8 protein-coding genes are annotated in these 15,134 nt (G+C 43.0%); 1 reads left to right on the top strand and 7 read right to left on the bottom strand.

What is annotated here, in order from left to right; translation table 11 throughout:
- Nucleotides 1-5: 5 nt before the first annotated feature.
- The 6 genes from HMPREF2628_RS00620 to rpoB form a co-directional block, all read right to left on the bottom strand.
- Entirely contained in the window at nucleotides 6-524 is a 519-nt protein-coding gene (locus HMPREF2628_RS00620) for a GNAT family N-acetyltransferase (RefSeq protein ID WP_042751725.1), read from the bottom strand.
- The gene (gene tsaE / locus HMPREF2628_RS00625) at nucleotides 514-957 is read right to left on the bottom strand and encodes a tRNA (adenosine(37)-N6)-threonylcarbamoyltransferase complex ATPase subunit type 1 TsaE (protein WP_049487427.1); all 444 of its coding nucleotides are present in this window, start codon (nucleotides 955-957) and stop codon (nucleotides 514-516) included. The genes HMPREF2628_RS00620 and tsaE overlap by 11 nt, the downstream gene beginning before the upstream one ends.
- Before the next feature lie 94 nt (nucleotides 958-1,051).
- Nucleotides 1,052-1,684: a competence protein gene (locus tag HMPREF2628_RS00630; RefSeq protein ID WP_257375263.1), complete on the bottom strand. Its 633-nt coding sequence runs from the start codon at nucleotides 1,682-1,684 to the stop codon at nucleotides 1,052-1,054.
- 130 nt (nucleotides 1,685-1,814) lie between these two features.
- On the bottom strand, nucleotides 1,815-2,237 hold the full coding sequence (gene ndk, locus HMPREF2628_RS00635; RefSeq protein WP_070842056.1) for a nucleoside-diphosphate kinase: 423 nt from the start codon (nucleotides 2,235-2,237) through the stop codon (nucleotides 1,815-1,817).
- Nucleotides 2,238-2,343: 106 nt separating this feature from the next.
- Nucleotides 2,344-6,021: a DNA-directed RNA polymerase subunit beta' gene (gene rpoC / locus HMPREF2628_RS00640; protein ID WP_070842057.1), complete on the bottom strand. Its 3,678-nt coding sequence runs from the start codon at nucleotides 6,019-6,021 to the stop codon at nucleotides 2,344-2,346.
- Between the two features lie 32 nt (nucleotides 6,022-6,053).
- Nucleotides 6,054-9,662 (bottom strand): DNA-directed RNA polymerase subunit beta, encoded by a 3,609-nt coding sequence (rpoB, locus tag HMPREF2628_RS00645; RefSeq protein WP_070842058.1) that lies wholly within the window; start codon nucleotides 9,660-9,662, stop codon nucleotides 6,054-6,056.
- Nucleotides 9,663-10,111: 449 nt separating this feature from the next.
- Here rpoB and HMPREF2628_RS00655 point away from each other — a divergent pair, with 449 nt between their 5' ends.
- Nucleotides 10,112-13,900, top strand: a complete 3,789-nt coding sequence (locus tag HMPREF2628_RS00655) for a pullulanase (protein ID WP_070842060.1) — start codon at nucleotides 10,112-10,114, stop codon at nucleotides 13,898-13,900.
- 99 nt (nucleotides 13,901-13,999) lie between these two features.
- Here the strand turns inward: HMPREF2628_RS00655 and HMPREF2628_RS00660 are convergent, their stop codons facing one another.
- The gene (locus HMPREF2628_RS00660; RefSeq protein ID WP_070842061.1) at nucleotides 14,000-15,049 is read right to left on the bottom strand and encodes an LLM class flavin-dependent oxidoreductase; all 1,050 of its coding nucleotides are present in this window, start codon (nucleotides 15,047-15,049) and stop codon (nucleotides 14,000-14,002) included.
- Between the last annotated feature and the right edge of the window lie 85 nt (nucleotides 15,050-15,134).

Here is a 15,134-nt window from a genome sequence, read left to right on the forward strand (position 1 = left end):
TACTATCAATCTATCAGTCTACCCATCAGGTAAACATCTATAAATTTCCCTTCTTCTATGTACGCACCGCGATCTTGTCTACCTTCAATGACAAAACCATTCTTTTGATATAAATGAACTGCAGCCTGATTACGAGTTTGAACAGTGAGTTGAAGTCTACGAAGAATGCCACTAGCCTGCGCCCATTCTACAACTTCTTCAAGTAACAAACTCCCCAGTCCATTATTCCAATACTTCTTACCAATCACAATGAAGAGATCTCCAATATGCCGAACTCTCTTGCGCTGGTCAGCTGTAATATTTACAATACCAGCAATTTCATCATTCAGCAAGGCTAGTAAAGTGATTTGATTTTCTGAATGAGCCTGTTTATCCAAAAACAACTCCATCTCAGTATCTGTCATCAAAATGCCATCCCTGTCCAGACTGGTAAAATCTGTTTCTACACTGACACGATTTAAAAATGATACTAACTCAGCCGCATCTTCAACTTCTGCTTCCCTAATGAGCAACTCATACTCCATGTTGAAGCTCCTCTAAGAGTTTTTCTGCACGTAAACCCTTTGCTTGGAAATTCAGCCTGCGACCGTCTTCTTCTTTTAGAATTTCCAATTCTAAATAAGTATCTGGTAAGGCATCACCTAAAAGATGTCCCCACTCGATGACAGTCACCCCGCCACCAAAGAGAAACTCATCTAAATCAATAGAATCAGCATCCCCCTCAATGCGGTAAACATCTAAATGATAAAGAGGAAGACGACCTTCATACTCTCTTACGATAGTGTAGGTTGGACTCTTAATCATCTGAGTAATCTGTAATCCTTTAGCAAGACCTTTTGTAAAGGTCGTTTTGCCTGCTCCAAGTTCTCCAGTTAGAATTAAGACATCATTCTTTTCTAATAAATAGCCCAAACGTTCCCCTAAGGACTGTAACTCTTCTTCGTTTTTAGTGTACATGTTTCTATTATACCAAAAACTTGTTCTTTGTCTAGGTATTATCTCTGAATTCCATATTATGAATTAAAAACTTGAGCCAGTCCTTGTTATGATCTTAAAATAGGAACAGTAAAAAGACAACTAACAAGATATCTCTCATCAAATGACTGTAAAATGAAACTTCCCAACGAATGACTTTTGGCACCAACAGTTCTAGAAATAGCATTCCCAAGGCAATATAAAAGGTCATGGATAATAGCATCCAAGGATTTCTGAGAAAGATTAGAATAGCTAATCCACTAATAAAACACATTTCCTTCTTTCCAAAAATCTTTTTCAATCCATTTACATACTTCTGAATCGGCAGAAAAACTAACAAATCAATACCAAATAAGAAAAAGAAACTCGGTAGAAAGGTTTCCACACCCCCTTCTACGGATGTATTTCCTGCAAGGATATGTTCTATGACAATTAAAGCTAAACCCAAAATATTTACTAATAGCAAGAGACTATACAAGAATTGTTGCTTATCTTCCTTAAAAACTGAATAAGATTGATTTCCCTGCCCTCTATAGTAGTTTATCCCTGCCCCAATACTGGCAAGGAGCAACATACCTACTAAATAATAGAAGCAGTTTTGATTTAACATCAAGGCCCAAGTCGATAAACTTAAACAAGAACAGCTACTAATACCAAAAACTGTCAGCAATAACAAAATACGAATTTGCTTTTTCATTTTTTCCATCATTCTTCCTCCCTTACTTGCTCTTATTATAGGCTAGAAATCCTCCCCATTGCTAGAATATTTCTCAACTGTCAGTTTTCTACTCTAAAATGCAAAAAAGTTTGATGCAAGTAACCCTTACATCAAACTTTTACTACTTTCCGTCAAACCACAGAGCAATTTCTCGCTTAGCTGACTCTTCTGAATCTGAACCATGCACAACATTTTGAATAGCTTGGTTTTCTCCAGCAGCTTTTGCAAAATCACCTCGAATAGTTCCTGGTAAAGCTTCTTCTGGACGAGTAGCACCCATCATGGTCCGCCAAGTTTCAATTACTTTGGGACCAGAAATGATACCTACAAGAACTGGTCCTGAAGTCATGAATTCACGAATCGGTGGGTAAAAACTTTGACCAGCCAAGTCCTGATAGTGCTGATCAATCAACTCTTCTGAAACCTGTGAACGCAACTCCAATTTTTCGATTGTAAATCCACGTTGTTCGATGCGTTTCAACACTTCACCAACTAGCCCTCTTTTCACACCATCTGGTTTAATGATAAAAAATGTTTGTTCCATACCCGTCTCCTTTGTCAGCTTCTTTCTTTTATTTTACCACATTTCATGGAAAAATGGAGAAAGTTTTCAGAAAAATGAGAGAGCCCGAGGGCTCTCTCATTCTCTATTATTCTACTGTTTCTTCCACAGTTTCAACGGTAGTGTCCACAACTACTTCTGTTGTTTCTTCATTTCCTTCTTCCTCTACTGGAGGATTAAGGTATTCTTCTTCGTTGATAGCTTGTGGTTCAAGGTTACGGTAACGGGCCATACCAGTACCTGCTGGGATGATCTTACCGATGATAACATTTTCTTTAAGTCCAAGGAGATGGTCTTTCTTACCACGGATAGCCGCGTCAGTAAGGACACGAGTTGTTTCCTGGAAGGACGCCGCTGACAAGAAACTGTTGGTTTCAAGTGAGGCTTTGGTAATTCCCATAAGAACTGGGCGACCTGTCGCTGGAACTCCACCTGCGATAAGGACATCTTTGTTAGCATCTGTAAAGTCATTGATATCCATAAGGGTACCCATGAGAAGATCTGTGTCACCTGGATCCATGACACGGACTTTACGGATCATTTGACGAACCATTACCTCGATGTGTTTGTCACCGATTTCTACCCCTTGGCTACGGTAAACTTTTTGTACTTCACCGAGAAGGTAAGTTTCAACTGACAAGACATCACGAACTGCAAGGAGACGTTTTGGTTGGATAGAACCTTCTGTCAGAGCAGCACCACGCGCTACTTGGTCTCCAACTTCAACACGCATACGAGCTGTAAATGGAACGACATATTCCCCTTCGCCAGTTTCACCCTTAACAAAGACTTTCTTAGTACGAGTTGATGCATCTTCTTCGATAGCTGTAACTTGTCCTTTAACCTCTGTGATAACCGCTTCCCCTTTAGGATTGCGAGCTTCAAAGATTTCTTGGACACGAGGAAGACCCTGAGTGATATCGGTATTTGAGGCAACCCCACCCGTGTGGAAGGTACGCATTGTAAGCTGTGTACCAGGTTCCCCGATAGATTGGGCAGCGATTGTACCAACTGCTTCACCAACTTCAACCGCATCACCAGTCGCCAAGTTGATACCATAACAGTGACGGCAGACACCATGACGAGTGTTACATGTAAATACAGAGCGGATAGTCACTTCTTCCACACCAGCGTTGACAATTTCACGCGCCTTGTCTTCTGTAATCAACTCATTTGGACCGATAATCACTGCACCAGTTTCTGGATGTTTAACAGTTTTCTTAGTGTAACGACCGTTGAGACGCTCTTCAAGAGACTCGATCATTTCTTTTCCTTCTGCGATAGAACGGATCAAGAGACCACGGTCAGTTCCACAGTCGTCCTCACGGATGATAACGTCTTGGGCAACGTCAACTAAACGACGAGTCAAGTAACCTGAGTCGGCTGTCTTAAGGGCCGTATCGGTCATACCTTTACGGGCACCGTGAGTTGAGAAGAACATTTCGAGTACTGACAAACCTTCGCGGAAGTTTGAAAGGATTGGCAATTCCATGATACGTCCGTTAGGAGCAGCCATCAGACCACGCATACCGGCAAGCTGTGAGAAGTTTGAGATGTTACCACGGGCTCCAGAGTCCATCATCATAACGATTGGGTTCTTAGGATCTTGGTTGGCAATCAAACGTTTCTCTAGTTTTTCACGGGCAGCACGCCATTCAGCTGTAACAGCATTGTAACGCTCGTCGTCTGTGATCATACCACGACGGAATTGTTTTGTGATTTGTTCTACACGTTTGTGTGATTCTTCAATGATTTCAGCCTTGTCATCAACGACCGGGATATCGGCAATACCCACTGTCAATCCTGCAAGAGTTGAGTGATGGTAACCGAGGTTCTTCATACGGTCAAGTAGGGCAGAAGTTTCTGTCGTACGGAAACGTTTGAAGATTTCAGCGATGATATTTCCAAGGTTTTTCTTCTTGAATGGAGGGTTAAGTTCAAGATTGCTGATTGCTTCCTTGATATCTCCACCAAGTGGCAAGAAGTATTTAGCTGGAACGCCTTCTGTCAAGTTGGCATTGTTTGGTTCTTGCAAGTATGGTAGACCCTCTGGCATGATGTCGTTGAAGAGGATTTTACCAACTGTTGTAAGCAAGACCTTGTGTTTTTGCTCTTCTGTCCAAGGTTTGTTGAGGCTATCTGTTGCGATACCAACACGTGAGTGAAGGTGAACATAACCATTGCGGTAAGCCATAACCGCTTCGTCACGGTCTTTGAAGACCATTCCTTCACCTTCACGACCAGCTTCTTCCATAGTCAAGTAGTAGTTACCCAAAACCATGTCCTGAGATGGAGTAACAACTGGTTTACCATCTTTCGGGTTCAAGATATGCTCAGCAGCCAACATCAAGATACGAGCTTCTGCTTGAGCTTCTTCTGAAAGCGGTACGTGGATGGCCATTTGGTCCCCGTCAAAGTCGGCATTGTAGGCTTCACAGACAAGCGGGTGCAAGCGAAGGGCCTTACCATCAATCAAGACTGGCTCGAAGGCTTGGATACCCAAACGGTGAAGGGTCGGTGCGCGGTTCAAAAGCACTGGGTGTTCTTTGATCACTTCTTCAAGGATATCCCAGATACGCTCATCTCCGCGTTCCACCAAGCGTTTAGCTGCTTTGACGTTTTGCACGATATCACGGGCAACAATTTCACGCATCACGAATGGTTTAAAGAGCTCGATCGCCATTTCACGTGGCACACCACATTGGTACATCTTAAGCGTTGGACCAACGGCGATAACAGAACGTCCTGAAAAGTCAACACGTTTACCGAGCAAGTTTTGACGGAAGCGTCCTTGTTTACCTTTAAGCATGTGGCTCAATGATTTCAATGGACGGCTACCTGGTCCTGTGATTGGACGACCACGACGACCATTGTCAATCAAAGCGTCAACTGCTTCTTGAAGCATACGCTTCTCATTTTGAACGATAATACCTGGTGCATTCAACTCAAGCAAACGAGCCAAACGGTTGTTACGGTTGATAACACGGCGGTAAAGGTCATTCAGGTCAGATGAGGCAAAACGGCCACCATCCAACTGCAACATTGGACGAAGATCTGGTGGAATAACCGGAAGGATGTTAAGAATCATCCATTCAGGTTTATTTCCAGACTTGTAAAAGGCATCCAAAACATCCAAACGACGGATGGCTTTGACACGTTTTTGTCCAGTAGCTGTTTTCAACTCTTCTTTGAGTTCAGCAATTTCTTTTTCAAGATCTACTTGTTTTAAAAGGTCTTGGATAGCTTCGGCACCCATCTTGGCAACGAATGATCCATAACCATATTCACGCAAGCGCTCACGGTATTCGCGCTCTGTCATGATAGACTTGTGCTCAAGTGGTGTATCCTTAGGATCAATAACCACATAAGCCGCAAAGTAGATAACTTCCTCGAGGGCACGGGGACTCATATCAAGGGTCAAGCCCATACGGCTTGGAATCCCCTTGAAGTACCAGATGTGAGACACAGGAGCTTTCAATTCGATATGTCCCATACGCTCACGACGAACTTTCGTACGCGTTACTTCAACCCCACAGCGGTCACAAACAATCCCTCTGTAACGAATGCGTTTGTACTTACCACAAGCACATTCCCAGTCTTTTGTAGGTCCAAAGATAACTTCATCAAAGAGACCTTCACGTTCTGGTTTCAAGGTACGGTAATTGATTGTTTCAGGTTTTTTGACTTCTCCATAAGACCATGAACGGACTTTACTTGGAGAAGCTAGGGTGATTTGCATACTTTTAAAACGATTTACATCAACCACTATTTCTTCCCTTTCTATTCTAAGTGAACTGCTTATTCTTCAGCAGCTTCTTCTGTTGCTTCCGCTTTTGTTGCTTTCTCAGCTTCTTCAGCTTCAAAAGCTGCTTTAGCCTCTTGTGCTGCTTTTTCGCGGGCTTTTTCAAGGTCATCTACGTGGATGACATCTTCGTCCATTCCTTCATCCAAGTCGCGAAGTTCCACTTCTTGGTCATCTTCGTCTAGGACACGCATATCAAGACCAAGAGATTGCAATTCTTTGACAAGAACTCGGAAGGATTCTGGAACACCTGGTTTTGGAATTGGTTTTCCTTTTGTAATAGCTTCATAAGCTTTCAAACGTCCGTTGATATCGTCAGACTTGTAAGTCAAGATTTCTTGAAGGACATTTGACGCACCGTAGGCTTCAAGAGCCCAAACCTCCATCTCACCGAAACGTTGTCCACCAAACTGAGCTTTACCTCCGAGTGGTTGTTGGGTAACAGTTGAGTAAGGTCCGACAGAACGCGCGTGCAATTTATCGTCAACCATGTGGTGGAGTTTGATCATGTACATGACTCCGACAGAAACACGGTTATCAAACGGTTCACCAGTACGTCCATCGTAAAGGATTGTTTTGGCATCGCTGTCCATACCTGCTTCTTTAACGGTTGACCAAAGATCTTCAGAACTTGCTCCGTCAAAGACCGGTGTCGCGATGTGGATACCAAGAGTACGGGCTGCCATACCAAGGTGAAGCTCCATAACCTGTCCGATATTCATACGTGATGGCACCCCAAGTGGGTTCAACATGATGTCGACTGGAGTTCCGTCTGGAAGGTAAGGCATGTCTTCTACAGGAACGATACGAGAGACAACCCCTTTGTTTCCGTGACGTCCGGCCATCTTATCTCCGACCTTGATCTTACGTTTTTGAGCGATATAAACGCGAACCAGCATGTTGACACCTGATTGCAACTCATCTCCATTTGCACGTGTAAAGATCTTAACATCACGAACGACACCATCGGCACCGTGCGGTACACGAAGAGAAGTGTCACGCACTTCACGAGATTTGTCTCCGAAGATAGCGTGCAAGAGGCGTTCTTCAGCTGAAAGGTCTTTCTCACCCTTAGGTGTTACTTTACCTACAAGAATATCGCCTTCTTTAACCTCAGCACCGATACGGATAATACCCATTTCGTCAAGGTCTTTAAGGGCATCTTCACCAACGTTTGGAATTTCACGAGTAATTTCTTCAGGCCCAAGCTTTGTATCGCGCGTTTCTGATTCGTATTCTTCAAGGTGGACAGATGTGTAGACATCATCTTTCACCAAGCGTTCGCTCATGATAACAGCATCCTCGAAGTTGTAACCTTCCCAAGTCATGTAGGCAACGATTGGGTTTTGTCCAAGCGCCATTTCTCCATTTTCCATAGAAGGTCCGTCAGCAATGAAATCGCCTTTTTCAACGACATCGCCAACTTTTACGAGAGTGCGTTGGTTGTAAGCAGTACCTGAGTTTGAACGACGGAATTTTTGGATGTGGTAAACGTCCAATGAACCATCTTCACGACGAACTTCTACCTTGTCAGCATCTGCATAGGTAACTTTACCGTCATACTGAGCAATCACAGCAGCTCCTGAATCGTGGGCTGCTTGGTATTCCATACCAGTACCAACGTAAGGTGCTTTTGGATTAATCAATGGCACAGCCTGACGTTGCATGTTAGCTCCCATGAGGGCACGGTTGGAGTCATCGTTTTCCAAGAAAGGAATACATGCTGTCGCAACGGCAACTACCTGTTTTGGTGATACGTCCATATAGTCAACAACATTAGCTGGATACTCTTGGTTGACCCCTTGGTGACGTCCCATGACAACTTTCTCAGCAAAGGTTCCATCTTCATTCAGACGAGAATTAGCCTGTGCTACAGTAAATTCATCTTCTTCATCGGCTGTCAACCAAACGATTTCGTTCGTAACAACACCTGTTTCACGGTCAACTTTACGGTATGGTGTTTGAACAAAACCATATTTGTTCAAGTGCCCGTAAGATGACAAGTTATTGATCAAACCGATGTTAGGTCCTTCAGGTGTCTCGATTGGACACATACGACCATAGTGAGTGTAGTGCACGTCACGTACTTCATATCCAGCACGGTCACGTGTCAAACCACCAGGTCCTAAGGCTGACAAACGGCGTTTGTGAGACAACTCAGAAAGTGGGTTGTGTTGGTCCATGAACTGTGACAACTGTGATGAACCAAAGAATTCTTTAACCGCAGCTGTTACAGGACGGATGTTGATGATTTGTTGTGGTGTCAAGACTTCGTTGTCCTGAACAGACATACGTTCACGGACATTACGTTCCATACGAGAAAGTCCAAGACGTACTTGGTTGGCAAGCAATTCACCAACGGCACGGATACGACGGTTTCCAAGGTGGTCGATATCATCTACACGACCAAGTCCTTCAGCCAAATTGAGGAAGTAGCTCATTTCAGCAAGGATATCTGCAGGAGTGACGATACGAACCTTGTCATCTGGATTGGCATTACCAATAATAGTTACGACGCGGTCTGGATCAGTTGGAGCAACAACCTTGAATTTTTGAAGAACAACTGGCTCAGTCACAACCGCTGCATCATTTGGAATGTAGACAATCTTGTTCAAGTCGCCATCCAAATAGCTTTCGATGCTTTCAATCACACTACGAGTCATGATTGTTCCAGCTTCTACCAAGATTTCTCCTGTTTCAGGGTCTACCAATGGCTCAGCAATGGTTTGGTTGAGCAAGCGTGTTTTAACATTGAGTTTTTTATTGATCTTGTAACGACCAACTGCTGCTAGGTCATAGCGACGTGGGTCAAAGAAACGAGCCACAAGCAAGCTACGTGAACTTTCAGCAGTCTTAGGCTCACCTGGACGAAGGCGTTCGTAAATTTCTTTCAAAGCTTCGTCGGTACGAGAGTCCATTGGGTTCTTATGAATATCTTTTTCAACAGTGTTGCGAACCAATTCGCTATCACCAAAGATATCAAAGATTTCATCATCACCTGAGAAACCAAGCGCACGAACCAAAGTTGTAAATGGAATCTTACGAGTACGGTCGATACGAGTGTAGGCAATATCTTTTGAGTCGCTTTCAAGTTCCAACCAAGCTCCACGGTTAGGGATAACAGTTGACCCGTAGCCCACTTTACCGTTTTTATCAACTTTATCGTTAAAGTAAACACCTGGTGAGCGGACCAACTGAGATACGATGATACGTTCACCACCATTGATGATGAAAGTACCCATTTCAGTCATGATTGGGAAATCACCAAAGAAAACTTCTTGGGTTTTGATTTCGCCTGTTTCTTTATTGATCAAGCGGAAGGTTACAAAAATTGGTGCTGAGTAGCTAGCATCGTGAATACGAGCTTCTTCTAGCGTATATTTTGGTTCCTTGATTTCATATCCAACAAATTCCAACTCCATTGTGTCTGTGAAGTTTGAAATTGGCAATACATCTTCAAACACTTCCTTCAGACCATGGTCTAGGAAATCTTTGAATGAGTCAGTTTGAATTTCAATCAAATTTGGTAAGTCAAGAACTTCTTTGATTCTTGAAAAACTACGACGGGTACGATGTTTCCCGTATTGAACGTCATGTCCTGCCAAGATGATTCTCCTTTGTAAATAAGTTCCAAGCCTTGTCAATCAGGCTTTTCTAATCGTCATATGGTTTTAAAAACCCCTATCACCGTGTCCTTTCGATGAATTTTCAGAATCTTTAAGTCTTTGTTACAAGTACTCAAAATCCTGAAAAAAAGCACAAAAAGAGCAGCTAAATCTGACTTTTTCAGAAGATTTAACTGCTGTGAGCCTTGTCTGGACAATATTTCAGACAAAACCTACGACAAATGATTACTCATATTATACCCTATTTAGCTAGATTTTTCAAGGGGATTGACGAATTTTTGACAAAATCTTTTCCTATAAGAAAGGCTGGCTGAATCGTAACAAAATTTGTTGCTATTTTTTCTTTTATTTTAGTTTCGGGAAAACGCTTGCATATTCTTTTACTAAGTGCTATACTGATATAGAAATTTATTGATTGGAGAATCATTATGAGAAAAACACCATCTCACACTGAGAAAAAAATGGTTTACAGCATCCGTTCCCTCAAAAATGGAACTGGTTCTGTCCTTATTGGAGCAAGCCTTGTTCTGCTTGCCATGGCTACACCAACTATTTCAGCCAACGAAAATACTACAAGCAATAAGGGAACTAGTAATGAAACCACTACTGCCCTTGCACAGCCTCTTACTGATACAGCAACGAGCTCTGGTAAGAAGGAAAGTGATATTTCTTCGCCAAAAAATGCAAACGCTTCCCTAGAGAAAAAAGAAGAAAAACAACCTGCAACAGAGGCACCCACTCCGGCTGCAACTCCCGCCGATTCCGCACCACAAACCGGGCAAGATCGTTCCAATGAGCCAACTACTTCTACGAGTCCAGTAACGACTGAAACTAAGGCAGAAGAGCCAATAGAAGACAACTACTTCCGTATCCATGTCAAAAAGCTTCCTGAAGAAAACAAGGATGCTCAAGGACTATGGACTTGGGACGATGTTGAAAAACCATCTGAAAATTGGCCTAACGGAGCCTTATCCTTCAAGGATGCCAAAAAAGATGACTACGGCTACTACCTAGATGTCAAATTAAAGGGAGAACAAGCCAAGAAAATTAGCTTCCTCATCAATAATATAGCTGGGAAAAATCTAACCGGCGATAAATCGGTAGAGAAACTGGCACCAAAAATGAATGAGGCTTGGTTGGACCAAGATCACAAGGTTTTCTCTTACGAGCCACAACCTGCAGGAACTATTCGCGTCAACTACTACCGTACAGATGGCAACTATGACAAAAAATCTCTTTGGTATTGGGGCGATGTCAAAAACCCAAGTAGTGGAGAATGGCCTAATGGAACAGACTTTACGGCTACAGGCAAATATGGTCGCTATATCGATATTCCACTCAAAGATGCAGCTAAAGACCTTGGATTTTTATTACTAGACAGAAACAAACAAGGAGACGATGTGAAAATCCGTAAAGAAGATTATAAGTTCACAGATTTAAAAAATCATAGCCAAATTTTCCTAAAAGACGATGATGAATCGATTTACACAAATCCATACTATGTCCATGATATCCGTATGACAGGAGCCCAACATGTAGGCACTTCTAGCATTGAGAGTAGTTTTTCAACACTTGTCGGTGCTAAAAAAGAGGATATCCTCAAACACTCCAACATTACTAATCATCTAGGAAACAAAGTAACTATCACTGATGTTGCAATCGATGAAGCTGGTAAGAAAGTGACCTACAGCGGAGATTTCTCTGATACAAAACATCCTTATACCGTTAGCTACAACTCTGACAAATTCACTACCAAAACAAGCTGGCGCCTGAAAGATGAAACTTACAGTTACGATGGTCCACTCGGCGCAACTCTAAAAGAAGATGGCAAGCGTGTTGACCTCACCCTTTGGTCACCAAGTGCTGATAAGGTTTCTGTCGTTGTCTACGACAAGAATGACCCTGAAAAAGTAGTTGGAACTGTCGCTCTTGAAAAAGGGGAAAGAGGAACTTGGAAGCAAACTCTGAATGAAAACTCTGGTCTCGGTATCAGCAACTACACTGGCTACTACTACCACTACCAAATCGAGCGCCAAGGTAAAACTGTTCTTGCACTCGATCCTTACGCTAAATCCCTCGCTGCTTGGAATAGTGACGAAGCCAAGATTGACGATGCCCATAAAGTTGCTAAAGCTGCCTTTGTAGATCCAGCTAAACTAGGACCTCAAGACTTGACTTATGGTAAGATTCGCAACTTCAAATCGCGCGAAGATGCTGTCATCTATGAAGCTCATGTGCGTGACTTCACTTCAGATCCTGCCATCGCAAAAGATTTGACTAAGCCATTTGGTACCTTTGAAGCCTTTATCGAAAAACTAGACTACCTCAAAAACTTGGGTGTAACCCACATCCAGCTCCTTCCAGTCTTGTCTTACTACTTTGTCAATGAGTTGAAGAACCACGAACGCTTATCTGACTATGCTTCAAGCAACAGCAACTACAACTGGGGATATGACCCTCAAAACTACTTCTCCTTGACTGGTATGTACTCAAGCGATCCTAAGAATCCAGAAAAACGAATCGCAGAATTTAAAAACCTCATCAACGAGATCCACAAACGTGGCATGGGAGCTATCCTGGATGTAGTGTATAACCATACAGCTAAAGTCGATATCTTTGAAGATTTAGAGCCAAACTACTACCACTTTATGGATGCTGATGGGACACCTCGCACTAGCTTTGGTGGTGGACGCTTGGGGACAACCCACCATATGACCAAACGACTCCTAGTTGACTCTATCAAATATCTAGTTGATACCTACAAAGTAGATGGATTCCGCTTCGATATGATGGGAGACCATGATGCAGCTTCTGTCGAAGAAGCATACAAGGCTGCACGCACCCTCAATCCAAATCTAATCATGCTGGGTGAAGGTTGGAGAACCTATGCCGGTGATGAAAACATGCCTACTAAAGCTGCTGACCAAGATTGGATGAAACATACCGATACTGTCGCAGTCTTCTCAGACGACATCCGTAACAACCTCAAGTCTGGTTATCCAAACGAAGGGCAACCTGCCTTTATCACAGGCGGCAAGCGTGATATCAACACTATCTTCAAAAATCTCATTGCTCAACCAACCAACTTTGAAGCAGATAGTCCTGGAGATGTCATCCAATACATCGCAGCCCATGATAACTTGACCCTCTTTGACATCATCGCCCAATCTATCAAAAAAGATCCAAGCAAAGCTGAGAACTATGCTGAAATTCATCGTCGTTTGCGACTTGGAAATTTCATGGTCTTGACAGCTCAAGGAACTCCATTTATCCACTCCGGTCAGGAATATGGTCGCACCAAACAATTCCGTGACCCAGCCTACAAGACTCCAGTAGCAGAGGATAAGGTTCCAAACAAATCTCACTTGTTGCGTGATAAGGACGGCAATCCATTTGACTATCCTTACTTCATCCACGACTCTTACGATTCGAGTGATGCTATTAACAAGTTTGACTGGACTAAGGCTACAGATGGAAAAGCATATCCTGAAAATGTCAAGAGCCGTGACTACATGAAAGGTCTGATCGCCCTACGTCAATCTACAGATGCCTTCCGACTTAAGAGTCTCCAAGATATCAAAGACCGTGTCCAACTCATCACTGTCCCAGGTCAAAATGGTGTAGAAAAAGAGGATGTAGTAATTGGCTACCAAATTACTGCTCCAAACGGTGATATCTACGCAGTCTTTGTCAATGCAGACGAAAAAGCTCGCGAATTTAATTTGGGAACTGCCTTCGACCACCTCAGAAATGCTGAAGTTTTGGCAGATGAAAACCAAGCAGGACCAGTAGGAATTGCCAACCCGAAAGGACTTGAATGGACCGAAAAAGGCTTGAAATTAAATGCCCTTACAGCTACTGTTCTTCGAATCGCTCAAGGCGGTGCCATCGTTGCCCCCGCTGTGGAAGAAAAACCAGAATTTGACCTTTCTAGCTTAAAACAAGAACAAGGGCAAAATAACAGCCAAGACAATATGTCAAACCGAGTAGTCAAACCGGAACAGCAAACTCCAGCTCCACAAACTAAACCTGATTCTGCAAAACTAGATACAAAAGTAGCTGATGCAGAAAATAAACCTAACCAAGCTACAGCTGATTCACAAGCTAAACTACCAAATACAGGAACCAAAAATGATCACAAACTCCTGTTTGCAGGAATTAGTCTCCTTGCTCTTCTAGGTCTCGGGTTCTTGCTAAAAAACAAAAAAGAGAACTAAACTAGCCCTCCTATAGAACTATCCCCCAAGCCTTAACGCTCGGGGGATTGATTTTTGCACAATATTTGCCGTCATAATAAACTTGATTAGGATTTTTTATTAAGCCTCTTTCATGGCAAAATAAGCCCGTACTTTTGGAGCCACTTGCGTTCCGAAAAGTTCAATAGCTCTCAGGACTTGTTCATGAGGCATAGAACCAAGCGGTAGATGGAGCATGAAGCGGTCCAATCCTAAATCCTCAATCATGCGAATTAATTTTTCGGACACTTGATCTGGATTGCCCACAAACATGGCACCATTTGGTCCAACTTGCTCCAAATATTGCTCATAACGCAATTCCTGCCAGTGCGGACGGTCTTTGGAAATAGCATCCACCACTTGCTTGGTCGGATGGAAATAATCTTTTACAGCCTGCTCGCCATCTTCAGCAATCCAACCCCAAGAATGAGCCCCAACCTTTAGTTCATGACTAGCATGGCCCGCTTCGCTCCCAATCTCACGATAAGCCTGAATCAACTTTTTAAAATAACGCGGATTGCCACCAATAATTGCATAGACAATCGGTAGACCAGCCTGAGCAATCTTCACTGTTGATTCGACATGACCACCTGTCGCTATCCACAAGGGTAATTTGTCCTGAACTGGACGAGGATAGACTTCTTTGCCAGAGATTGTTTGAGTCAATCGCCCTTTCCAGTCTAACTTGGTCTTCTCATTGACTAACTGGAGCAAGTCTAATTTCTCATCAAAAAGAGCTTCGTAGTCTTTCAAGTCATAGCCAAACAAGGGAAAAGATTCCGTGAAAGAACCCCTTCCAGCCATAATCTCCGCTCGTCCATTTGACAAAGCATCGATGGTGGCATACTGTTGGAACAAGCGAATAGGGTCCATACTTGAAAGAATGCTGACTGCACTGGTCAAACGAATTTTCTTGGTATTGACTGCACCTGCTGCTAGGACAATCTCTGGGGCTGATACCGCAAAATCCGCTCGATGGTGCTCACCAATCCCATACACATCTAAACCAACCTTGTCAGCCAGTTCAATCTCTGCCAGCAACTGGCGAATGCGTTCAGCATGACTGTAAGCCTTCCCAGTCCTTTCAAGCGCCGTTGTTTCCCCAAATGTTGAAATCCCTAATTCTACCATTGTGATTCTCCCTGTCTATTTCTTTCCTGCAATTTGAAAAATTATCCTAACACTCAATGAAAATCAAAGAGCAAACTAGAAAGCT

Source organism: Streptococcus sp. HMSC063B03, assembly GCF_001836965.1.
GTDB classification, from domain to species: Bacteria; Bacillota; Bacilli; order Lactobacillales; family Streptococcaceae; genus Streptococcus; species Streptococcus pneumoniae_F.